The organism is Streptomyces hoynatensis (assembly GCF_003626535.1).
Classification (GTDB): domain Bacteria; phylum Actinomycetota; class Actinomycetes; order Streptomycetales; family Streptomycetaceae; genus Streptomyces; species Streptomyces hoynatensis.
The window spans coordinates 283,669-305,161 of sequence record NZ_RBAL01000007.1 but is presented as its reverse complement, the minus strand read 5'-3'; the positions used below and the strand labels follow the sequence as shown (position 1 = coordinate 305,161).

Below are 21,493 nucleotides of genomic sequence, written 5' to 3'. Positions count from 1 at the left end.
TAACGGGCCACGCCCGCACGAAGGACGGCTCCAGCCCGTGAGGAGCCGTAGTTGAGCACGCCACGATCCGGGCCCGCCCTGGCGGCCCGGGACCTCGTCAAGACCTATCCCCAGGGCCGCGGCAAGCCGCCGCTCACCGCCCTGGACGGCCTCAGCTTCGAGGCCGCGCCCGGCACCGTGTTCGGCCTGCTCGGGCCGAACGGCGCCGGCAAGTCCACCACCGTCAAGATCCTCTCCACCCTGGCCCGCGCCGACTCCGGAAGGGCCTTCGTCGCCGGCATCGACGTGGGCGCCGACCCGGCGGGCGTCCGGCGGGCCATCGGCTTCGTCGCCCAGAAGCAGGTGTCGGACCCGATGGACACCGGCCTGGAGAACCTGCTGCTCGCCGGCCGCCTGCACGGCATGGGGGCGCGCCGGGCGCGCGAGCGCGCCGAGGAGCTGCTGGACCGCTTCGGCCTCGCCGGGGCCGCGCGCCGCCAGGTGAAGACCTACTCCGGCGGCATGATCCGCAAGCTGGACGTCGCCGTGGGCCTCATGCACCGGCCCCGGGTGCTGTTCCTCGACGAGCCCACCACCGGCCTCGACCCGGAGGCCAGGGCCGAGATGTGGGCGGAGATCGAGCGGATGGCCGCCGGGGAGCGGATGACCGTCCTGCTCACCACCCACTACCTGGAGGAGGCCGACCGCCTCGCCGCCCGGCTGGCCATCGTGGACGGGGGCCGGGTCGTCGCCGAGGGCAGCCCGGAGCAGCTCAAGAGCGAGCTGCGGGGCGACGCCGTCCTGGTGCAGCCGCGGGACCGCGCCCGGCTGCCCGAGGCGCGCGCCGCCGTCGGCGGGGTCTCCGTCTTCCGGGAGGTCGGCATCGTGGGGCGGGCGGTGCACGCCCGCGCGGACGACGGCGGCGCGGCGCTGCCCCAGGCGCTCGCCGCGCTGGAGGCGGCCGGGGTCCCGGTTGCGTCCGCCACCGTCTCGCGGCCCAGCCTCGACGACGTCTACCTGGCGCACACCGGCCGCAGCTTCGCCGCCGCCGAGGAGCGCCACGCCCGCGCGGAGGCCGAGGGGGTGGCGGCGTGACCGTCCTCGCGCACACCGGCGCGCTGACCCTCCGTCAGCTGCGCGCCGCCTGGCGGGTCCCGGCGTTCGTCGTGATGAACGTGGTGCAGCCGCTCACCTGGCTGCTGCTGTTCGGGCAGCTGTTCACGTCCGTGGTGGACATCCCGGGCTTCGAGGGCGGCTCCTCCTACCTGGAGTTCCTCACCCCGGGGATCGTCATGATGATGGCGCTCTTCGGCAGCGCCTGGGCCGGCACCAGCTACGTCCAGGACATGGAGCGCGGCGTGATGGACCGCTTCCTCACCTCGCCGGCCAGCCGCGGGGCGCTCATGGTGTCCACGCTGGTCTACCAGGCGGTGCTCACGGTGGTGCAGACGCTCATCGTGCTGGCCGTCGCCCTGCTCGGCGGGGCGCGGTTCGGGGGTGGGGCGCCGGGGGTGCTCGTGCTGCTCCTGGCGGCGATGCTGCTGACCGCCTCCTTCTCCGCCCTGTCGAACGCGGCGGCGCTGCTGGCCCGCAGCCAGAACGCGCTGATCGGCCTCTCGCAGCTCGTGACCATCCCGCTGATGTTCCTCAGCTCGGCCCTGATGGACACCCGCCTCTCGGCGGGGTGGCTGGACCGCGTGGCCGCGTTCAATCCCTTCGAGTGGGCGGTGGTGGCCTCCCGGGAGGCACTCGGCGGCCAGGGCCGGGACTGGCCCTCCATAGCCGGGCACCTGGGCCTGCTCGCGGCCTTCACCGCGGTCCTGGCCTGGGTGGCGACCCGCGCCTTCCGCACCTACCAGCGCTCCGCCTAGCCGGCGGCCGGCCCGCGGCGCCGGGACCCGCCGGGAGGCGGGCCCCGGGGAGGCGGGTCCCCGGGCGGCTCCTCAGGGCAGGGTCTCGACCACGATGTTCGGGTAGAGGGTCCGTAGCGGCCCGGGCGCCGAGGTGATGACCGGCCACTGCCTGGCCGCGGCCAGGTAGGCCACCTGCCCCGTGGTGGTGCCGGCGGGGGCGTGGGCAGAGCGGAGAATGCCGGAGCCCACGGCCTGGGTCTCGGTCAGCTCGGCGAGGGTGACCAGCGGGAAGCGCAGTATCGCCGTCAGCGCGTCCCGGCCGAAGGGATGCAGGTCGGCGGCGGCGTCGGCCACGCAGGTGGCGGGGGCGAGCAGCGGGATGATGTGCCGGTGGGCCAGGCTGAGCAGGGCCTGCATGTGGAGGTTGCCCCGGGCGGCGGCGGTCAGGGCGCTGGTGTCGAGGATGCGGCCCCCTATGGCCTCGGCCTCCGCGGCCGGGGGCGCGTCGCCGGAGCTCACGCGGCCGCGCCGGCCCCGGCGTCGTCCTCCTCCTCGATGCGCAGGGCTCGCCTGGCCCAGGCGGTGTGCTCGGCGCCCGGGCGCTCCTGGCCGAAGAGGCGGCGCAGGGTCTCCTCGATGTCGGCGGCCTCGCGCTCCTGCTGGATCAGCTGCTGGATGTGCCCGGAGACGCTGCCCCGGCCGGCCTCCTCGGCCGCCTTGAGGTACTCCAGCTGGTCGGGCGGCAGGCTGATCGCGATCTTGGCGGATCGCTTCTGTGGGGTCATACCGCAGTTATACCACCGTGCCCGGGAGGCGCGTCGGCGGGGGTGGGTGCCGAGGAGGCGTGGCGGCGCACGGGGGCCTGCGAGTCGTGCGCCCGCGCACGACTCAGCTCTTCTCGCCGAAGAGCTCCAGAAGCTCGACGCGGCCGAACATGCGGGCGGTGTCGATTGCCGAGGGCTGGCCCGCGGCCGGATCGGCCCCGGCGTCCAGCAGGGTCCGCACCACGTCCCCCGCGCCCTTGAACACGGCCCCGGCGATCGGGGTCTGCCCGCGGTCGTTGCCCCGGCCGGGGTCGGCGCCGCGGGCGAGCAGCACCCGGACGGTCTCGGCGTGGCCGTGGTAGGCCGCCAGCATCAGCAGCGTGTCGCCCTTGTCGTTGCTCAGGTTCGGCGGGACGCCGGCGTCGACGTAGGCCGCGACCGTGTCGGTGTCGCCCTGCCTGGCCAGGTCGAAGATCTTCGCGGCGAGCTGGAGCACCTCGGGATCGTGGGCTGGCTCGTTGCTCTCCGGTTCCGGGCCGGTCATGGGGACGTCCTCCTCGATCGAAGCGCAGACGGGAGCGGTGCCGGCTGCGTGCCCATCAAGCCTACGTACTTCCGGCGGACATGCTCGCCGCATTCCCCCGGTGTGCCCGCCGGGCCCCGGTGTTCCCGCCCGGGGCCGAGGGGCGGCGGCTCAGCTCGCGGCCCGCCGGCGGCGCCGGGCGGCCGGCGAGAAGGCGAGCGCGGGTAAGGGGGCCCGCGCGGCGGGCGTGGGGGGCCGCGCCGGCACGGCCGGGTCGCGGTACCAGGCGGCGTAGGCGTCCTCGACGCTCCGGTGGCTGGGCACCCGGCTCAGGCCGAGGACGCGCGCGGCCCGGCGCAGCGCGGAGCTGACCATCTCGGCCGTCCGCGGCAGCTGCTCGTCGAGTTCGGCGGGCTGCGTGGCCCGGACGACGAGGGCCTGCCTGATGACGTCGGTGAAGACCGACTGGACGCGCTTGTAGGCGAGGTAGTGCGGCAGGTCGCGGACGAGTCCCGCGGCGGCGCCGGGAAGGTTGGCCTCCACGATGCGCGCCCAGCGGGTGAGCAGTTCGTTCTCCTGGGCGGCCGGGTAGCGCATCAGGTGCAGGTGGGTGGCCAGGTCGTAGAGGGGGTCGCCGATCAGGGCCAGTTCCCAGTCGATGGTCCACAGCAGGCCGTCGGCCTCGGCCACGATGAGGTTGTCCCGGTGCAGGTCGCCGTGCAGCAGGGCGAAGGGCCGCTCGGTGAGCCGGTCGGCGGCGCGCGCGAGCGGCCCGTCCGCGGCGAGCACCTCGGGCCGCACGCCGAGCGCGGCGAACAGCTCGCCCGTCGTGCGGCGGTGGACGGCGTACACTCGCCGCCTGGTGAACCGCACCAGGCCGTGGAGAAACTCCCCCGTGGTGTGCGGCCGCAGCACCACGGGGCAGCGGTGGACCGGCGCGAAGGCCGCCGGCGGCACGGCCGCGAGCCGGCCGAACAGCTCGACCAGCTGGGCGAGTTCGTGACCGCTGAGGGCCGTGCCCGGCGGGCGGAGCGCGGAGAGCGGCTCGCCCTCGATATAGCCGTGCACCTGGATGGCGTCCGGCCCGCCGAGCCGGTACACCGGGGCGATCCGCGCCATGCCGAGCAGGGCGAGCCGGCTGAGGACGTCCTCCTCGTTGTCGAAGCAGCGCGGGTCGAAGCGGTGCACCCCCGGCCGTGGCCGGGGGGCTTTCAGCCGACCCAGGGCGGCGAGTTCCCCCTCCGCCTCCATCACCTGCCAGATGCGGTGGTTACCCCGGAGGGTAGGACGAGGCAACTGGTGGCTCATGAGCGGTTCCCCCCGACAATGGCGCCTGCAAGTAGCAGCACGGTACGCCCCGTTTGCGCCACTGCCGATGGCTCAAAAGGGTGCATCTCACCCGAGACTGGGGGCGATGAGCGCCGTGAGCACATGCTCAAGCGAGCTCACCACGTGCTCCGCTCTGGCCGCGGCGAACGCCTCGGCCAGGGGCGGGGTGGGCGCGTAGCCCAGGAACGGCACCCGGGCGGCACGCGCCGCCACCAGGTCCGAGACGCTGTCGCCGATCATGAGGGCCTGCCGGGCGGGGGCGCCCGTGGAGGCCAGGGCGCGCAGCACGGAGTCCGGGTGCGGCTTCAGCAGCGCCATGTCGCGCGATCTGCCGTGCACCCGGCCGCCGACGTAGCCGGAGAGCTTGTGCCGGCTGAGGTAGTGCTCGGCCGCGCGGGGTGAGTTGTTCGTGGCGATGGCGACCTGCCGGCCGCGGGTGGAGAGGGCGGCGATGAGCGCCGCCGCGTAGGGGGTGGGGTGGGCCGTCGCCGCCGCCGCGACCTCCTCGTCCGCCAAGGCCCCCTCCAGGCGCCCGACCACCGCGGCCCCGGGACGCCGCCCGGCGATGGCGCGCAGCACCTGGTGCGGATCGTCCGAGGCCCGCAACTCGGGCGTCAGCAGGGGGGAAAGCGACATCTCGACGGCCAGTTCGCGCAGCCGGCGGGCCACGGAAGCCGCCGAGCGGACCGCGAAGAGGCGGCAGACCGGTCCGTCGAAGTCGAAGAGAACACAGCGGGCGTTACTGATGAGTTCCCTCATCTAACCGAGTGTGAGCGGTTGGGCTAGCGTTGACCAGAGGGACTCGAACCACTGCTGTGACTCTTCAACATATGCGGTGTCCGAAGACGATCGGAAGACTTTCGAACTCAAGCCGAGCACGTCGTAGATCTCGAGTTGCTGGTCCTGGTACTCCACGACCCTCGGGATCACGCGGTAGAAGGCGCTGAGGACCTCGGTGCCGTTGAGGAGGTACAGCTTCTGCACCGGGGTGATCGGCACCCCGCGAATCTCGACGTTGACCTTGGGCACCAGCTGCATCTCGGCGAGCGAGGTCATCTGGTGGCGCAGCGAGGTGGAGAAGGTCCTGGTGAGTTCGCGCAGCCGGTGGAGCGGGCGCCGGTCCCGGGGGTCGGACACCAGCCTGGGGTAGGCGAGGGGCGCCTCGGGGTCGGGCAGCAGCACCCGGATGGAGATGGAGTTCGGGGTCAACTCCCCTGCCGAGATGGCGATCAGGGGCGCCGCCAGGGCCGAGTTGAGGGTCTCGGTGGTGAGGCAGAAGGCGTCGATGGAGATGTCGTCGGCGTGGAAGGCCACCGCGATCCGGTCGGCCACCTCCGCACTGGCCGGCCGCGGCCCCTCCTTCCCCGGCACGGAGACCACGGCGGGCGCGCCGCGGCCCCGTGCGCTGAGGTAGCCCTCGCGTTCCAGGATGGCGAGGGCCTGGCGAACGGTGGTGCGGTTGGTGCCGAACTCCTCCACGAGAGCCCGCTGGGTGGGCAGCCGGGCGTGCTCCGGCAGCTCCCCCTTGCGTATGCGCTCACGCAGCACCCCCGCGAGGTGGTCGGGAGAGAGCGGGTCACCGGGAGGTTGCGCGGCATCGCTGTCCGGGGCGATCTCCTGACTCACGGCTCAACACCATACAACTTTCGGCCAGATCCGGAAGGTTGATAAGAGGACGTTTCCGATTGGCCGCCAACTGGGGAAAACAAGCGTATAGTTGGTTGCCAACTTAGCCAACTTCCCAAGACTTAAGCATAGTTGACGTGATGTGAGGAGGGATCATGCTCGTTTCCACGATCGCCGTGGCGGCCCTCGGCATCGCGGTGGAGCGGGCAGTCGACATCCAATGGGGTCTGCCGGGCCTGATCGGCCTGCTGATCCTGCGGACCGGGCTGAACAAGCGCAACTTCACCTGCGCATGCGTGGGCACGACGGTACTCATGACGCTGGCGGTGGTCTCCGTCTAGCGAGGCGGCGGGGACGCTCAGAAACCGTCGGGACACCAGGGGCGTCGGCCGGTGCGGAACAGCAGATCCGCCCGGTCCGACGCCCTCGCCGTGTCCTCGTCGAGCTCGCCGAGCGCCGCCAGCTTCGCCGCCGTGACCTCGCCCAGGTACAGCTTGGCGAACGTGCCGGCGCCGAGGGTCAGGTCGGCGGGCCGCGAGGTCGGCGCGCAACTCGCCCCCTCCGGCCCCGCGTCGAGCAGGAAACGCCCGCCGGACAGTCCCAGTGGGTCACGGATGTCCAGCACCAGGCTGCCCTCGGCCGCATAGCCGCGGGCCTCGAGCAGCCGCGGCACGTCCAGCGGGCGCAGCCACAGGAAGTCGGCCTGCTCCTTCAGCAGCGCCGCCCGCGGGTCGGGAAGGAGCCCCGGCAGCAGCGAGTCGGGGTCGCACATGCCCGTGTCGAGGGTGGCCAGCCAGTCGATCGACAGCAGGAAGCGCCACAGCGCGCGCTCGGCGGCCGGCGTCGCGGCCAGCAGGCCCATGACCGTCGCCCGGGTGTTCGGCGCCCCGTTCACCGAACGTTCCTCGACCCGGAACGCGGCCAGGCCCTGCGGCACGCCCTCGGCGTCCCGGTGCAGCACCCAGAACCGCTCCTTCCACGGCTCCGGGTCGAAGCGCACCGCCCCGGTGTTGCGCTCCCACCACAGCGGCGGCCGGTGCACCGCCCCCGCCCGGCCGCGCCGGAACCGCTCGTGCAGCTCGGGCCCCAGCTTGCGCACCTCCTCGGCGTCCGCGAACGCCAGGCTCCCCTCGGCCCCGGGCAGCGTCCAGCGCGGGTCGAGACCGGCCCGGTGCACGTCCACCTCCCAGCGCGCGGCCGAGGCGGCGGGGCCGAAGCCGAAGCGCCCGTAGATCCGGTACTCGGCCGCGATCAGCGTGGCCGCCGCGGCGCCCCGCTCCCTGGCCGCGGCCAGGTCCTCGGTCATCAGCCCGCTGAGCAGGCCGCGCCGCCGGTGGGTGGCCGCGACGGTCACCGCGGACACGGCGTTCGAGGTGACGATCGCGCCGCCCGGCACCGTCAGCTCCTGGTCGAAGCTGCGGAACGTCGCCACGCACCGGTCCCCGTCGAAGACCCCGCGCGCCCGCGAGAAGTCCTGCTTGGCGCGGCGCTCCTCCATGTGGGTGATCAGCTCGGGTGGGGTGAAGAAGCCGGTGTAGACCGCGCGCACCCAGGCGTCGATGTCGGAGGGGGATTCGGAGATGAAACGCGTGTTCAGTGCCATGCGGCCGAGGCTACGGCGGTGCCATGGCCCCCGCCACGAGGTTTCCGCCCGCCCCGCGGCCCCCCGGGGCCACCGTCACGGGGCCGTCCCGACCTGCCCGGCCGCCCTGATCTCGCCCACCTCCCGGCCGCCGCCGAGCACCGGCTCCCGCGGGATCGAGGCGGCGTCCACGCCGAGCCCGGCGAGCGCCGCGGCCAGCACCGGGCCGCGGGCCCTGGCGGCGCCGTCCTCGATCTTGAACGCCAGCGCCCGGCCGTCCGGGAGCGCCACCGCCTGCACGCCCTCCGCGCCGCCCTTGGCCAGCACCCCGGGCACGGCCCGCATCAGCAGCGTGTCGAGCCGGCCGGTGCCGCCGACGTACTCCGGGTGCGCCCGCATCGCGTCGGCCACCCGGCGCTCCCGGCTGCCCGGGGCGGCCAGGACGAACGCCCGGAAGGCGCGGGCGAGTCCGGTCAGCGAGAAGGCGAACAGCGGCGCCCCGCAGCCGTCCACGCCCACGTGCGCCACCGGCTCGCCCGTGAACTCCTCGATCGTCTCGCGGACCAGCAGCTGCAGCGGGTGCCCCGGCTCGGTGTAGCTCTCCACCGGCCAGCCGCGGGCGACGCAGGCCGCCAGCATCGAGGCGTGCTTGCCCGAGCAGTTCATCGCCAGCCGGCGCCGCTGCGGCCCGTCCTCGGGGCAGCGCAACGCGTCCTCGTCCAGGCCGTGCTCGGCCAGCATCGCGGCCGCCAGCCGCTGGTGGAAGTCCTCCCCCGAGTGGCTGGCCGCGGCGAGCGCCAGCCGCTCCCCGGAGAGTTCGAGGCCGGCCCGCAGCACCGCGGTGGCCTGCATCGGCTTGTTGCTCGACCGCGGGAAGACGGGGGAGTCCACGTCCCCGAGGGCCCGATCCACCGAGCCGTCGGGGGCGAGGACCACGAGCGAGCCCCGGTGCCTCCCCTCCACGAATCCGGAGCGAACGACCTCGGCGAGGACGGGGGCCGGGGAGGCCCCGGGGGCGTTGGCGGTCATGAGCGGGCCTTTCGGGCGGTGCCAGGGTGGTGCGCGGCGGCCGGGCACCGCGGCCCGGCCTCAGGACAGCAGGTCGTCCACCTGCGCCTCGCCCTCACGGTACCTGCGGGCGATTTCGGCCCCGCACTCGTCCGCCGTCCGGTGCAGGGCCTGCCGCCGCCGCGAGACGTCCTTCTCGTACCTGGCCAGGCGCATCAGCGCCGCGCGCAACTCCTCGTCGTCCAGCGAGGCGAGGTCGGAGAGCCCGACCTCGTCCAGCATCCGGGCGGTGAACTCCCGGTACTCCTCGCCTGAGGGCATGCCCAGCGTCACGTGCCGCGCGGAGGAACGCTGCCGGGCCGGCGCGTCGGCCAGAATCCGCGGCAACTGGTCGAGCAGCACGGCCTCCTGGCCCACCCGGCGGCGCCGCTCGGCCTCCAGGATGTCGATGCGGCCCTGCAACAGCCGCCGCACGAAGCTGAGATCGGCCTCCTCGCGCTGCGCCGAGCGCCGCAGCCCGCGCAGCTCCGCCATGCGCAGCGCACGCAGGTCGCGTGCCTCGGGTGGGGCGGCACGCCGTCGCAGTCCTGAACCCGGTGTGATCATGCGGATTTTTCCCCTCGTCCCCGTTCGGTGCGGTGCCGCGCGGTACGTACCCCGTGACACGCATCGTGTCACTGTGTACCCGGCGTTTGCAGCGGGTCCGCACCCATCCGGCGCACGCGCGGCCGAGACGGAACGTTCCGGCATGATGGCCTGCATGCGAGCGGTGGTACAGCGAGTGGACGGCGCGGCCGTCCGGGTGGACGGCGAGACTGTCGGTGAGATCTCCGGCCAGGGCCTGTGTGTGCTGGTCGGCGCCACGCACGGGGACACGCCGCAGACGGCGGCGAAACTGGCGCGCAAGCTGTGGACGCTGCGCGTGCTTGACGGGGAGAAGTCCTGCTCCGACACGGGCGCCCCGCTGCTCGTCGTCTCGCAGTTCACCCTCTACGGTGACGCCCGCAAGGGGCGCCGGCCCACCTGGCAGGCCGCCGCGCCGGGCGAGGTGGCCGAGCCGCTGGTCGAGGCGGTGTGCGCCGAACTGCGTGCCCTGGGCGCCGAGGTGGCCACCGGGCGCTTCGGCGCGCAGATGCGGGTGACGCTGACGAACGACGGCCCGTTCACCGTCCTGCTCGAAATCTGAGCCACCGGCGGCCCCGCACGGCAGGCGCCGGGCGGGGGCACGGGCCACGGACGGGGGACACGGGCCACGGACGGGGGCACAGGGTGCGCCCCGGGAGCGGCCGGGCGCCCCCAACGCCCCCCGCGCGCGGGCCCGTTACGGCTCGACGACGACCTCCTGGGCCGCCGGGGTCTCGCCGGCGAGCAGTTCCGCGTCCACCGGCACGTTCCGCTTCAGCAGGGCGAGGGCGATCGGGCCGAGCTCGTGGTGCCTGGCCGAGGTGGTGACGAAGCCGAGCTGCCGCCCCTCGGGCCCCTCCGCGGCCAGCCGCACCGGGTCCCCCGGCTCGGGCAGCCGCACCTCGCTGCCGTCGAGGTGCAGGAACGTGAGCCGCCGCGGGGGCCGGCCCAGGTTGTGCACCCTGGCCACCGTCTCCTGGCCGCGGTAGCAGCCCTTGTCCAGGTGGACCGCGGTGTCCAGCCAGCCGAGCTCGTGCGGGATGGTGCGGTGGTCGGTCTCCCGGCCGAGCCGCGGGCGGTGCGCCTCCACCCGCAGCGCCTCGTAGGCGAGCATCCCGGCCGGCGGGGCGTGCCCGTCCGCGAACGCCGCCAGCTCGCCGCGCGGCAGGAAGACGTCCCGGCCGTGGGCCGTCTCCCGCACGACGGTGCCCGCCGGGACCTCGGCGATCGACCCCGCGGGCAGGTGGACCACCGCGAACTCCGCCGTGCGGTCGGCGATTTCCACCCGGTAGAAGAACTTCATGCTCTCCAGGTAGGCGAGCAGCGCCCCGGCCGCGCCCGGCTCGGTGTGCGCCCAGGTCGTCTCGCCGTCGTCGACCAGGTAGAGCACGTGCTCGATGTGTCCCTTGGGGGAGAGGATCAGCGCCTCCGTCGCGTGCCCTGGCGGCAGGTCCGCGACGTGCTGGGTGAGCAGCAGGTGCAGCCAGCTCAGCCGGTCGGGTCCGGCGACGGTGACGACCTCGCGGTGCGAGAGGTCGACCATGCCCTCGCCCGCGGCCAGCGCGCGCTGCTCGCGGAACAGGTCGCCGTAGTGGGCGGCCACCCCCGCGTCGAGCCCCTCGGCGGGCACGGCTCGGGGCAGGGAGAGCAGGGGACTGGCGTAGGGCAGCACGGAGGACGGCATACGGTCAAGCGTACGGCGTGCCGGTCCCTTCCCGGTGGGGGTCGTGGGACCGCTTGGGCCCTCCCGGCGCCCGCGGCCCTCCTAGGAGGCGGGGCCGTCCTGGGGCGCGCGGTTCCTTCCGGCCTCCTCCGGGGTCCTGCCGGACTCCCGGCCCTCCGGCTCCCCTGGCCCGTGGCCGGTGGCGGCGCAGTCCCGGCACCGGCCGAAGATCGCGAAGTGCCGCAGGTCGGTGTCGAAGCCGAAGCGGTCCCGCAGCCGCTCGGCGAAGGGCTCGGCCAGGTCGAGGCCCGCCTCGATCACCGTGCCGCAGTCCCGGCACATCAGGTGCAGGTGCTGGTGGCGCTCGGCGAGGTGGTAGGTCGGGGCGCCGTGCCCGAGGTGGGCGTGCGAGACGAGCCCGAGCTCCTCGAGCAGCTCCAGCGTCCGGTACACCGTCGAGATGTTGACGCCCCCCGCGGTGCGGCGGACCTCGGCGAGGATGTCCTCGGGCGTGGAGTGCTCCAGCCTGTCGACAGCTTCGAGCACCAGCTGCCGCTGCGGCGTCAGCCGGTAACCGCGGCTGCGCAGATCTTCCTGCCAGTCGGTGCTCACCACGCCACCAGTGTAGGAGGCAGCCGCGGGTGGGGACGCCGCCGCGACGGAGCGCGCGGAGCCGCGACGGGGCGCGGGGGCGGGAAGCGCGGGCCCCGCGAGGGCGGGCGCGGCGAGCGCGCACCGCCGCACCCGGGGCGGAGACCAGGGCGGTGACCAGGGCCTGAGCCCGGGGCGGCGGCCGGGCTCCGGCCCCTGCCGCGGCAGGGGCCGGAGAAGGGCACGGACCCCGCCCGAGGGGATTCGGCGGGGTCCGTGCGAGGAGGCGTTACCCATCATGCGGCGCGCGGTGTCAAGCCGCCGTAAGGACCGCCCCCGTCCGGGAGGGCCGCACGGCGCGCACCGCGGGAGGAAACTCCGCGGGCGCCCCGAGGACGGCCGTGGCCCCCGGGCCGCCCGCCGGTCGCCCGGGCGAACGACCGTGGGCCGCCACTGCACCGCAGCGTAGCCGCCGGCGCCGCGCGGCGCGTCCCGCGCCCCGCGTCGAGCCGGCCGGGGGCGGGCTGGGAACATGGGCGCCCCGGCGGGTGAAGGGAAGGGAGCGGGTCGGTGGATCTCGGTCTGGCAGGGCGGGTGTACCTCGTCACCGGCGGCAGCAGGGGCCTGGGCCACGCCACCGCGGCGCAGCTCGTGGCCGAGGGCGCGCGGGTGGTGGTGGGCGCCAGGGACGAAGCGGGTGCCCGGCAGGCCGCGGCCCGGCTCGGCGGCCGGGAAAGCGCCCTGGGCCTCGGCGCCGACCTGGCCGACCCGCAGGCGGCGCAACGCCTGGTGACCGCGGCCGGGGAGGGCTTCGGCCGGGTGGACGGTGCCCTGGTCTCGGTGGGCGGGCCGCCGCCCGGCACGGCCGCGGGGGCCACCGACGAGCAGTGGCGGGCCGCCTTCGAGAGCGTCTTCCTCGGGGCCGTCCGGGTCGCCCGCACGGTGGCGGAAAGCCTGCCGCCGGAGGGCGGCGCGATCGGCCTCGTGCTGTCCTCCTCGGCGCGTTCCCCGATCGGCGGCCTCGGCATCTCCAACGGGCTGCGCCCCGGGCTCGCGATGGTGGCCAAGGACATGGCGGACGAGTTCGGGCCGCGCGGGGTACGGGTCTTCGGGCTGCTGCCCGGGCGCATCGCCACCGACAGGACCCGGCAGCTGGACGCGGCGGCCGATCCGGCGGCCAGGGCCAGGATCACCGAGTCGATCCCGCTGCGGCGCTACGGACAGCCGGAGGAGTTCGGCCGGGTGGCGGCCTTCCTGCTCTCCCCGGCCGCCGGGTACGTCACCGGTTCCCTGATCGCGGTCGACGGCGGCCAGCTGCGCGCCCTGTGACCCGACCCGGCGCGCGGGCCCCGGCACGCCCCGGCGCGCGGGCCCGGCGCGCGCGGGCTCAGCGGAAGAACGCGATGCCGTCGTCGGGCAGGCCGGCGATGTCCGCCACCCACTCGCGGGGGTCGACGGCCTTCTTCAGGTGGGCCGACATGTACGGGCGCAGCGGCGCCTCGGGGCCCGTCTTCTTCTCGCCCACCCACATCAGGTCGCCGTTCACGTAGCCGTACAGGCGCTTGCCGCCCGAGTACGGCGGGGCCGCGGCGGTGCGGGCGACGGCGTCCGTGGCGAGGTCGATCTGCGGCTTGCCCTCGGCGAGTTCGCCGTACCAGACCTCGACCACGCCCTCGTCGCGGACCATCACGGCCTCAAGGCTGCGGTCGGCGATCCGCCAGTACCCGTGCTCGGAGTCCAGCGGGCCGACGCGCTTGCCCTCGCCGTCCAGCCGCCAGGTGCGCGAGGAGTACTCAAGAAAGTCCCGGCCGTCGTGCGAAAAGGTCACCTGCTGGCCGAAGTTGAACGCGCCCTCGCCGCCGGGGCCGGCGGCCTCGGCGACTCCCGCGCCCTGCCAGGTGCCCAGCAGGAAGGCGAGCGGCACGAGTCCCGGGTCGAGGTCGGAAGGAATCTCGATCATCGGCTCAGCGCTGCCCCTGGAAGAGCTTGGCCACCACGAGCCCGGCGAAGGCGAGGGTGCCCACGCACACCAGGGCGATCAGGGTGATCAGGAAGGCCTCCACGGGTGCTCCTCGCGACGCGGTCAATCACTTTTCGATCCGCGGCCGAGTCTAGTGCGTCCCGTCCGGGGGAAGCTCACTGAGGGTAGGCCGCCCGGGCTGGATGCTTGCGTGCGGTCTTGACCGTTTTGTGATCACTGAGGCTGAACGCGTTTGACCTCTCGCGCGTCTAAGGGCTTGGAAAGGATGTGATCATGAATTGTCCGAACTGTGGCGGAACCATGCATCAGGGCCCGAGCGGCGACTGGGTTTGCGCCACCTGCGGCACGACTCGTTAGTCCCGTAGCCGCGGCTACGGTGGCGACATGGCTCAGAAACTGGTGATCAAGGTGACGGCGGGGGCGGACGCCCCCGAACGGTGCTCGCAGGCTTTCACGGTGGCGGCGGTCGCCGCCGCCAGCGGCGTGGAGGTTTCGCTCTGGCTGACCGGCGAGGCCGCGTGGTTCGCCCTGCCCGGCCGGGCCGCGGAGTTCGAACTTCCGCATGCGGCGCCGCTGCCGGACCTGATCGACAGTATTCAGGCTGGGGGGCGGGTCACCCTGTGCACTCAGTGTGCCGCCCGGAGGGGGATCGAAGAGGAGGATGTCCTGGACGGAGTGCGCATCGCCGGCTCGCAGGTCTTCGTGAGCGAGATCATGCCCGACGGCGTGCAGGCGCTCGTCTACTGATGACCGCATTCGAGTGAGGCTTCTGAGACCGACGGACAGTTACCGGTAGTGATCCATCGGGGGACAACGGGGAAAGGCGAAGGCCGCGTCCACGGGGACGCGGCCTTCACTCGTCGGTGCCGCGGGGCGCCGGGCCCCGCGCCGCCCTCACACGGCGATCTCGACCTCCACGAGGCCGCCCTGCCGCGCGAACACCTTGCGGTCCGCCGTGGTGCCCGGCACCAGTGCCCGGACCGTCCAGGTGCCCTCCGCCGCGAAGAAGCGGAACTGCCCGGTCGCCGAGGTGGGCACCTCGGCGGTGAACTCGCCCGTCGCGTCCAGCAGCCGGACGTACCCGGTCACGGGCTGGCCGTCGCGCGTGACCGAGCCCTGGATGGTGGTCTCGCCCGACGTGGTGGCGGCGTCTGGCCCGCCGGCCTTGGCTCCGCACATGGCGTGCCTCCTCTTGCGGTGTGCTGTGGTCCGGGAAGCCCCGGGGGGTGGTGCCGCCGGCCCGCCGGGGCCCTGCCGGGCCCTTCGGGACGCGGCCGGGGCCGGGGCCGGCGAAGGGCCTACTTGGCGGGGCCGGTCTCGACGGGCACGCCCACCAGGGAGCCGTACTCGGTCCAGGAGCCGTCGTAGTTCTTGACGTTCGGCACGCCGAGCAGCTCGTGCAGCACGAACCAGGTGTGCGCGGAGCGCTCGCCGATGCGGCAGTAGGCGATGGTGTCCTTGCCCAGGTCCACGCCCTCCTCCTGGTACAGCTCCGTCAGCTCCTCGTCGGACCTGAAGGTGCCGTCGTCGTTGGCCGACTTGGACCAGGGAATGTTGCGCGCCGACGGGATGTGGCCGCCGACCTGCGACTGCTCCTGCGGCAGGTGGGCGGGGGCGAGCAGCTTGCCGGAGAACTCGTCGGGCGAGCGGACGTCCACCAGGTTCTTGTTGCCGATGGCCGCCACGACCTCGTCGCGGAACGCGCGGATCGAGGTGTCCTGCGCCTGGGCCCGGTACGTGGTGGCCGCCCTGGTGGGCACCTCGGAGACCAGCTCGCGGGCGTCGAGCTCCCACTTCTTGCGGCCGCCGTCCAGCAGGCGGACGTCGCCGTGGCCGTAGAGCTTGAAGTACCAGTAGGCGTAGGCGGCGAACCAGTTGTTGTTGCCGCCGTACAGGACGACCGTGTCGTCGTTCGCGATGCCCTTGGCGGACAGCAGCCGCTCGAAGCCCTCCTGGTCCACGAAGTCCCGCCGCACCGGGTCCTGGAGCTCCTTCTTCCAGTCGAGGCGGAGGGCGTTCCTGATGTGGTTCTTCTCGTAGGCGGAGGTGTCCTCGTCGACCTCCACGATCACGACCTTCGGGTCGTCGATGTGGTCCTGGACCCAGTCGGCGTCCACGAGGACGTCACTGCGGCTCATGCTGTTCTCCTTCGGCGATGTGACAGGGAGGGGGCGTATGCCGGGCACGGGCAGACGCGGCGGAGAGCGCGCGCGGCGGCAGCGGTGAACCGCGGCACGCGGAGATGAGGCGTGGTCGTCAGCCGACGCGGCGACAGAGCATGGCCGCGACGCGGCACAGATCGACCGCGCGTCGCTTCGTCAGTCCCCCGGCAGGGGTGCCCGATGCCTGTCGCGTCATGCGGCCGATCGTATGGAGGTCACGCCTCTTGTGTCACCGTTGTACCGAATACTGAGACATTGCCGCCTGACATGTGGACGGCAGCCCTCCGCCGTCCCGCGCCGCCCCGCCGTCCCGCCGTCCCGGGAACGGCCGGGTCAGCCGATCTCCACGTCGCTGCCCGCCACGGTGATCCGCACCCCGTCCTCCTCCGGCGTCGCCGAGTCCAGGGCGAGCCCCACCGGAAGGCCGCTGACCGCGTGCTCCTCGTTGAGGCGCTCGTTGATCGTCTGCTGGATCTGCGGGTTGCCGGTGTCGGGGATGTCCTCCTCGTCGACGTGCAGGCTGACCGAGTCGTGCTCGACGACGAGGTCGGCCTCCACATCGCCCACGTCCATGCTCTGGCCCAGGACGCTCGCCTGCACGGTGAGCAGCAGCCGGCCGTCGTCCGCGGGCGAGAACTCGACGGTCAGGCCGTTGTCGCTCGACCCCAGGAGCTCGCCGTACACCCGGGACAGCTCGGGGTAGTCGATCAGGCCCTCGCCGGTGGCGGTCTCGGCCACCGCCCCGCTGAAGCCGCCGGTGATCGTCACGTCCCGCAGGTCGGCGTCGAGCTCGTGGATGGTCAGCGACGTGCCGTCCACGTCGGCCTGGTAGTCGTCGAGGCCGAGGGTCACGTGGCCCAGGTGCCGGTCGAGGACCTGGGTGAGGAAGGGGAAGCCCTTGATCGAGACGTCGGGCTCCTCGGTGAGGCCGAGCGTCGTCCTGGCCCGCGAGGCCACCTCGCCCTGGGCGATGTAGAGCGCCACCCGGTCCGCGGCGATGGCCAGCACGAGCAGCACACCGACGACGATCAGGCTTATTCGCAAGGCGCGCATGGACGAGGCTCCCCCGGGATCACCGATGCAAAAGTGCCGTGAGCCTAACCCGCCCGCCCGGCGGCGCGAAGGTCAGGCCCGCGCTTGCAGCAGGTCCGTTACACGCGCGGCCCCGCCGTCCGCCGGCCGCGCCCCGCCGCCCGGGCCGTGGCAGGAGGGCCTGGCCCGGGCGGCGGGGCGGGGGCCGGCTAGGCGAGCAGCGCCCTGGCCAGCGGATAGACGAAGGGGGCTGCGGCCGTCAGCGGCAGGGCGACGCCCGCGGTGAAGTGGACGAAGCGCGAGGGGAAGTCGTAGCCGGCCACCCGCAGCCCGAGCACCGCCGCGAGGCCGCCCGCGGCGCCGAACGCGAGGGCGTCCGTGCCGAGGCCGGTCAGCTCCTCGCCCGCCGCCCCTGCCCCCACCCCGGCCGCCAGCGCGAGGACGAGGGAGAGGTAGGGCACGGGCAGCGCGCGCAGCAGCGCCGCGGCCCCGGCCCCGGCGGCGGTCACCGCCACGGCGGGCCCGGAGATCCCGGCGGCGGCCAGGTGGGCGGCGGCCAGCACGGTCAGCAGCGTGGCGGCGGCCGTGGCCGTCAGCGAGTCGAGCCGCTCCTCGGCCGAGCCGCGGTGACGCAGCTGGAGCACGAGCACCAGCAGGAACCACACCCCCAGCGTGCCCAGCAGCCCCTCCGGCTCCCGGTCGCGGGACACCAGCAGCAGGGTGACGTCGGCCGCGAGGCCGCCCGCGAAGGCCAGCGCGATGCCCTGGCGCGCCGGCCACATCCCGTTCAGCCGGAACCAGCCCGCCGCCGTCACCGCCTGGAGCAGGACCACGGCCGGGGCCAGCGCGCCGGGCCCGAAGGGGGCGGTGGCCGCGATCACGGCGGCGAGCGCGGCGGTCAGCGCGGCGGGCGCGGGGCCCGGCGGGATGAGGGGCGACCTGGCGCGGTGCCGTGCGCCCGGCGCCGGGGCCGGCGCCTCTGCTCCGGTGGGTCCGGTGTGGACGCTCACTCGGCCCCTCCCGCGAACGGCGGAAGCACCTCGACCGTGCCGCCCTCGGACAGCGGCACCGCCTCGTGCGGCCTGCTGCCGACCTGCCCGCCGTCCACCAGGAAGGAGCAGCGCGCAAGGACGCGTCCGAACTCGGGCCGCCCGGCGTGCCGGGCGCGGGCCGCCTCCAGGGCGCCGGCGAGGGTGTCGGCCTCGTACGCCTCCTCCCCCGTGCCCGCGGCCGCCTTCGCCGCGGCCCAGTAACGGATAGTGCCGCTCGCCATCGGGCCTCCGTGTCTCGCCGTTCTCGGTCGTCTCTGCGTGGTCTCCGCGCCGTCGCGCCGGAGCGCGCCGGGGCGCGCCGGGTGGTGCGGGGTGGTGCCGGCCGCCCGCCCGGGCGGGCCGGGGGGCCGCCGGGTGCGTCCCTCGCGCGGTGGTGCGTGCCGCACCATGATGGCCTCCCGTGGCTGCCGGAATGCGCCGGGTCCACCGGGAAGGTGAGCTGCGGATGTGATCCGCACCCCTGCGCCAGGTGAACGCCTTCGGTTATGCTGCCGGAGAAGTGACGGACCCGGGCGATGACGCCATCCCGGGTCCTTTCCTGCTTTTAGCCCGGCCGTACGGGCCACTGTCAGGGCAGAGCCGCTCGAGACGTCCCCGCTCGTCCCCGCGTAAGGACCGAGGAAGGATCGCCCCGCATATGAGTTCGCTGCTACTCCTCACCAACGCCCTTCAACCCTCCTCTCAGGTCCTGCCCGCCCTCGAACTGCTGCTGCACCACGTGCGCGTGGCGCCCGCCGAGGGCCCCGCCCTGGTGGACGCCCCCAGCTCCGACGTGATCCTCGTGGACGGGCGCAAGGACCTGCCGCACGTGCGTTCGCTGTGTCAGCTGCTGCGTTCCACCGGCCCCGGCTGCCCGCTCCTGCTGATCGTCACGGAGGGCGGCCTGGCGGCGGTGACCGCGGACTGGGGCGTGGACGACGTCGTCCTGGACAGCGCGGGCCCGGCCGAGGTCGAGGCCAGGCTGCGGCTGGCGATCGGCCGCCAGCAGCTGTCGGCCGACGACAGCCCGATGGAGATCCGCAACGGCGACCTCTCGGTGGACGAGGCGACCTACAGCGCGAAGCTGAAGGGCCGGGTCCTCGACCTCACCTTCAAGGAGTTCGAGCTGCTGAAGTACCTGGCGCAGCACCCCGGCCGGGTCTTCACCCGCGCCCAGCTGCTCCAGGAGGTGTGGGGCTACGACTACTTCGGCGGCACCCGCACGGTGGACGTGCACGTCAGGCGGCTGCGGGCGAAGCTCGGCCCGGAGCACGAGTCGCTGATCGGCACCGTGCGCAACGTCGGCTACCGCTTCGTGACGCCGGAGAAGGACAAGGAGAAGTCCAAGGAGGACTCCGACGCCCGCGCGGTCACCCGCGAGGCGGAGCAGGTCGTCAAGGAGGCGGCCCGCCGCCGCTGAGCCGTGCGGGGGCGGGCGCCCGCGGCCGGCCGGGCCCGCGGGCGGGCGCCGGCCGCCCCGTACCCGGATGGCGGCTTCGCGCGTAGACTGCCCCGGTGGCCAAGGTGACGCGGGACGACGTGGCGCGGCTGGCGGGGACCTCGACCGCCGTCGTGAGCTATGTCATCAACAACGGGCCGCGTCCGGTGGCCGCGAGCACGCGGGAGCGGGTGCTGGCCGCGATCAAGGAGCTGGGGTACCGCCCCGACCGGGTCGCGCAGGCGATGGCCTCGCAGCGCACCGACCTGATAGGGCTGATCGTCCCCGACGCGCGGCAGCCGTTCTTCGCGGAGATGGCGCACGCGGTGGAGCAGGCCGCGGCCGAGCGCGGAAAGATGGTGCTGGTCGGGAACTCCGACTACCGCGACGAGCGTGAGGTGCACTACCTGCGGGCGTTCCTCGGGATGCGGGTGTCCGGGCTGATCCTGATCAGCCAGGGCCCCAGCAGGAGCGCGGCGGCCGAGATCGACGCCTGGGACGCGCGGGTGGTGCTGCTGCACGAGCGGCCGGACGCGATCGACGACGTGGCGGTCGTGCTGGACGACATCGGCGGCGCCGAGCAGCTGACGCGGCACCTCCTGGTGCGGCACGGCCTGCCCTACGTCGCCTGCCTGGGCGGCCTCGACTCCACGCCGGAGTCGGGCGACCCGGTCACCGACCACGTGACGGGCTGGCGCCGGGCCATGGCGGCGGCCGGGCTGAGCTGCGAGGGCCGGCTGTTCCAGGCCCCGTACAACCGCTACGACGCCTACCGCATCGCCCTCGACCTGCTGTCGGGGCCCTCGCGTCCGCCCGCGCTGATGTGCACGACCGACGACCAGGCGATCGGCGTGCTGCGCGCGGCGCGCGAGCTGCGGATCGACGTGCCAGGGGAGCTGGCCGTGGCCGGGTTCGACGACGTGAAGGAGGCGGCGCTGACCGATCCGCCGCTGACCACGGTGGGCTCGGACCGGGAGGCGATGGCCCGCGCCGCGGTCGACCTGGCGATCGGCGACCCGGGGGAGGGGCCGGGACAGCGGCTGCGGCAGTTCCCGGTGGAGCTCAAGATCCGCCGCTCCTGCGGCTGCCCCTGAGGCGCCGCGGTTTCCGTAGGGCTTTTTGAGCGGCGGCTCAGAGAACTCTCATCTTCGCGGCGCAGCCTCGGTGGCATGAACGAGAACCAGGCCCACGCAGCGCAACAGCCACGCCGGGCGGCTTGGGCTTCCTGGACCCAGCCGCAGCCCACCGGCCCCCACGCGGGCGGCCCCGACCCGGCGGGCTCCCCCGCCGACCGCACGCGCCCGGGCGAATCCGGGCGGACGGAGTCCGCGCCCGGCGCGTTCGGCCCGCCGCCCGCCCCGCCGTACGCCCTGGACCCGCCGCAGGACCCGCAGGCCGCGGGGAGCGGGACGGGGGAGTGGCCCCCGCCGCCCGCCCGGCCGCCCGCGCGGCGGCGCGTGCCCCGCTGGGCGCGGGGCCCGGTCGCCCTCTTCGCCGCGGGCGCCATCGTGGCGGGCGCGGTGGGCGGCGGCACCGCAGCCCTGCTCGACGACGGGCCGGGCCGGGGCGGCTCCGCCTCCTCCTCGGCCCTCGGCACCGCCGTGTCCACGGACGGCACCCAGGGCAGCGTGGCGGCGGTCGCCCGGGCGGTCGGCCCGGCCGTCGTGGAGATCTCCACCGGCTCGGCCACCGGCTCCGGCGTGGTCGTCACCTCCGACGGCTCGATCGTCACCAACAACCACGTGGTGACGGGCGCGGACAGCGTGCAGGTGACCTTCAGCGACGGCAGCACGGCCACGGCGAGCGTCACCGCCACCGACCCGGAGCGCGACCTGGCGCTGATCAAGGCGAGCGGCGCCGAGGACCTGACCCCGGTCACGCTCGGCGACTCCGACGGGGTCGCGGTCGGCGACGAGGTGGTGGCCATCGGCTCGCCTGAGGGCCTGACCGGCACCGTGACCAGCGGCATCGTCTCCGCCCTCGACCGCGAGGTGACGGTCCCGGCGGACGACGGCAGCGCGCAGCAGGACGGGCAGTGGCCGTTCGAGTTCGGCGGGGGGCGGTACAACGGCGACGTCGGCGAGTCGACCACGACCTACAAGGCGATCCAGACCGACGCCTCGCTGAACCCGGGCAACTCGGGCGGCGCCCTGGTCAACCTCGGCGGGGAGCTGATCGGCCTGAACTCCGCGATGTACAGCACCTCCTCCGACGCCGGGAGCGCGGGCCTCGGCTTCGCCATCCCGGTCGACACGGTGCGTGACTTCCTGCAGGAGCAGGGGGTCCTGACGGGAGGCACCGCGTGAC

General features: G+C 74.2%; 27 protein-coding genes. 9 read left to right on the top strand and 18 right to left on the bottom strand.

The annotated features are described in order from the left end of the window. Positions 1-51 precede the first annotated feature (51 nt). Both D7294_RS15305 and D7294_RS15300 read left to right on the top strand, forming a co-directional pair. Entirely contained in the window at positions 52-1,074 is a 1,023-nt protein-coding gene (locus D7294_RS15305; RefSeq protein WP_206619510.1) for an ABC transporter ATP-binding protein, read from the top strand. After that, positions 1,071-1,850, top strand: coding sequence for an ABC transporter permease (locus D7294_RS15300; protein WP_120679835.1), 780 nt, complete (start codon positions 1,071-1,073; stop codon positions 1,848-1,850). Before D7294_RS15305 ends, D7294_RS15300 begins: the two co-directional genes overlap by 4 nt. Before the next feature lie 72 nt (positions 1,851-1,922). Here D7294_RS15300 and D7294_RS15295 read toward each other — a convergent pair whose 3' ends face one another. The 6 genes from D7294_RS15295 to D7294_RS15270 all read right to left on the bottom strand — a co-directional run bounded on the left by D7294_RS15295 (position 1,923) and on the right by D7294_RS15270 (position 6,074). Further along, entirely contained in the window at positions 1,923-2,351 is a 429-nt protein-coding gene (locus D7294_RS15295) for a hypothetical protein (protein WP_120679833.1), read from the bottom strand. Then, complete coding sequence (locus tag D7294_RS15290; RefSeq protein ID WP_120679831.1) at positions 2,348-2,617, bottom strand: hypothetical protein; 270 nt, start codon at positions 2,615-2,617, stop codon at positions 2,348-2,350. Before D7294_RS15290 ends, D7294_RS15295 begins: the two co-directional genes overlap by 4 nt. A 103-nt stretch (positions 2,618-2,720) precedes the next feature. Next, complete coding sequence (locus tag D7294_RS15285; protein ID WP_120679829.1) at positions 2,721-3,140, bottom strand: ankyrin repeat domain-containing protein; 420 nt, start codon at positions 3,138-3,140, stop codon at positions 2,721-2,723. Positions 3,141-3,290: 150 nt separating this feature from the next. After that, a complete protein-coding gene (locus D7294_RS15280) occupies positions 3,291-4,370 on the bottom strand; it encodes an aminoglycoside phosphotransferase family protein (RefSeq protein ID WP_241562393.1) in 1,080 nt (359 codons plus the stop codon). A gap of 144 nt (positions 4,371-4,514) precedes the next feature. Continuing rightward, on the bottom strand, positions 4,515-5,207 hold the full coding sequence (locus D7294_RS15275; RefSeq protein ID WP_120679825.1) for an HAD family hydrolase: 693 nt from the start codon (positions 5,205-5,207) through the stop codon (positions 4,515-4,517). Continuing rightward, positions 5,208-6,074, bottom strand: a complete 867-nt coding sequence (locus tag D7294_RS15270; protein WP_120679823.1) for a GntR family transcriptional regulator — start codon at positions 6,072-6,074, stop codon at positions 5,208-5,210. A gap of 155 nt (positions 6,075-6,229) precedes the next feature. Between D7294_RS15270 and D7294_RS15265 the strand changes: the two genes are divergently transcribed. Further along, entirely contained in the window at positions 6,230-6,415 is a 186-nt protein-coding gene (locus D7294_RS15265) for a hypothetical protein (RefSeq protein WP_120679821.1), read from the top strand. 17 nt (positions 6,416-6,432) lie between these two features. Here D7294_RS15265 and D7294_RS15260 read toward each other — a convergent pair whose 3' ends face one another. The 3 genes from D7294_RS15260 to D7294_RS15250 form a co-directional block, all read right to left on the bottom strand. Beyond that, on the bottom strand, positions 6,433-7,677 hold the full coding sequence (locus tag D7294_RS15260) for a GNAT family N-acetyltransferase (RefSeq protein WP_120679819.1): 1,245 nt from the start codon (positions 7,675-7,677) through the stop codon (positions 6,433-6,435). 75 nt (positions 7,678-7,752) lie between these two features. Next, the gene (locus tag D7294_RS15255) at positions 7,753-8,685 is read right to left on the bottom strand and encodes an asparaginase (RefSeq protein ID WP_120679817.1); all 933 of its coding nucleotides are present in this window, start codon (positions 8,683-8,685) and stop codon (positions 7,753-7,755) included. Positions 8,686-8,745: 60 nt separating this feature from the next. Then, entirely contained in the window at positions 8,746-9,270 is a 525-nt protein-coding gene (locus D7294_RS15250) for an RsiG family protein (protein ID WP_120679815.1), read from the bottom strand. A 154-nt stretch (positions 9,271-9,424) separates the two neighbouring features. On the opposite strand from D7294_RS15250, the gene dtd reads away from it, so the two are divergent. After that, positions 9,425-9,850: a D-aminoacyl-tRNA deacylase gene (gene dtd / locus D7294_RS15245; RefSeq protein WP_120680010.1), complete on the top strand. Its 426-nt coding sequence runs from the start codon at positions 9,425-9,427 to the stop codon at positions 9,848-9,850. Between the two features lie 135 nt (positions 9,851-9,985). Here the strand turns inward: dtd and ygfZ are convergent, their stop codons facing one another. Next, positions 9,986-10,972: a CAF17-like 4Fe-4S cluster assembly/insertion protein YgfZ gene (gene ygfZ / locus D7294_RS15240; protein ID WP_120679813.1), complete on the bottom strand. Its 987-nt coding sequence runs from the start codon at positions 10,970-10,972 to the stop codon at positions 9,986-9,988. Between the two features lie 81 nt (positions 10,973-11,053). Further along, on the bottom strand, positions 11,054-11,566 hold the full coding sequence (locus tag D7294_RS15235) for a Fur family transcriptional regulator (RefSeq protein ID WP_120679811.1): 513 nt from the start codon (positions 11,564-11,566) through the stop codon (positions 11,054-11,056). 546 nt (positions 11,567-12,112) lie between these two features. Between D7294_RS15235 and D7294_RS15230 the strand changes: the two genes are divergently transcribed. Next, entirely contained in the window at positions 12,113-12,871 is a 759-nt protein-coding gene (locus D7294_RS15230; RefSeq protein WP_120679809.1) for an SDR family oxidoreductase, read from the top strand. A gap of 58 nt (positions 12,872-12,929) precedes the next feature. Here the strand turns inward: D7294_RS15230 and D7294_RS15225 are convergent, their stop codons facing one another. Further along, complete coding sequence (locus tag D7294_RS15225; protein WP_120679807.1) at positions 12,930-13,502, bottom strand: heme-binding beta-barrel domain-containing protein; 573 nt, start codon at positions 13,500-13,502, stop codon at positions 12,930-12,932. A 405-nt stretch (positions 13,503-13,907) separates the two neighbouring features. Here D7294_RS15225 and D7294_RS15220 point away from each other — a divergent pair, with 405 nt between their 5' ends. Beyond that, on the top strand, positions 13,908-14,270 hold the full coding sequence (locus tag D7294_RS15220; RefSeq protein ID WP_120679805.1) for a DsrE family protein: 363 nt from the start codon (positions 13,908-13,910) through the stop codon (positions 14,268-14,270). A 147-nt stretch (positions 14,271-14,417) separates the two neighbouring features. Here the strand turns inward: D7294_RS15220 and D7294_RS15215 are convergent, their stop codons facing one another. From D7294_RS15215 to D7294_RS15195, 6 genes are all read right to left on the bottom strand, one after another. After that, positions 14,418-14,702: a DUF1416 domain-containing protein gene (locus tag D7294_RS15215; protein ID WP_120679803.1), complete on the bottom strand. Its 285-nt coding sequence runs from the start codon at positions 14,700-14,702 to the stop codon at positions 14,418-14,420. A gap of 119 nt (positions 14,703-14,821) precedes the next feature. Further along, positions 14,822-15,661 (bottom strand): sulfurtransferase, encoded by an 840-nt coding sequence (locus D7294_RS15210; protein WP_120679801.1) that lies wholly within the window; start codon positions 15,659-15,661, stop codon positions 14,822-14,824. A 118-nt stretch (positions 15,662-15,779) separates the two neighbouring features. Beyond that, a complete protein-coding gene (locus tag D7294_RS33955; RefSeq protein ID WP_422070703.1) occupies positions 15,780-15,881 on the bottom strand; it encodes a putative leader peptide in 102 nt (33 codons plus the stop codon). A gap of 137 nt (positions 15,882-16,018) precedes the next feature. After that, complete coding sequence (locus D7294_RS15205) at positions 16,019-16,738, bottom strand: LmeA family phospholipid-binding protein (protein WP_120679800.1); 720 nt, start codon at positions 16,736-16,738, stop codon at positions 16,019-16,021. Between the two features lie 188 nt (positions 16,739-16,926). Continuing rightward, a complete protein-coding gene (locus D7294_RS15200) occupies positions 16,927-17,727 on the bottom strand; it encodes a hypothetical protein (RefSeq protein WP_120679798.1) in 801 nt (266 codons plus the stop codon). After that, on the bottom strand, positions 17,724-17,990 hold the full coding sequence (locus D7294_RS15195) for a MoaD/ThiS family protein (RefSeq protein ID WP_120679796.1): 267 nt from the start codon (positions 17,988-17,990) through the stop codon (positions 17,724-17,726). The genes D7294_RS15200 and D7294_RS15195 overlap by 4 nt, the downstream gene beginning before the upstream one ends. Positions 17,991-18,406: 416 nt before the next feature. Between D7294_RS15195 and D7294_RS15190 the strand changes: the two genes are divergently transcribed. The 3 genes from D7294_RS15190 to D7294_RS15180 all read left to right on the top strand — a co-directional run bounded on the left by D7294_RS15190 (position 18,407) and on the right by D7294_RS15180 (position 21,492). Next, on the top strand, positions 18,407-19,168 hold the full coding sequence (locus D7294_RS15190) for a response regulator transcription factor (RefSeq protein ID WP_120679794.1): 762 nt from the start codon (positions 18,407-18,409) through the stop codon (positions 19,166-19,168). Positions 19,169-19,263: 95 nt separating this feature from the next. Then, positions 19,264-20,280 (top strand): LacI family DNA-binding transcriptional regulator, encoded by a 1,017-nt coding sequence (locus tag D7294_RS15185; RefSeq protein ID WP_120679792.1) that lies wholly within the window; start codon positions 19,264-19,266, stop codon positions 20,278-20,280. 75 nt (positions 20,281-20,355) lie between these two features. Further along, positions 20,356-21,492 carry a S1C family serine protease gene (locus D7294_RS15180; RefSeq protein ID WP_120679790.1) on the top strand — a complete coding sequence of 379 codons (1,137 nt, stop codon included), beginning with the start codon at positions 20,356-20,358 and terminating at the stop codon, positions 21,490-21,492. Position 21,493 lies beyond the last annotated feature (1 nt).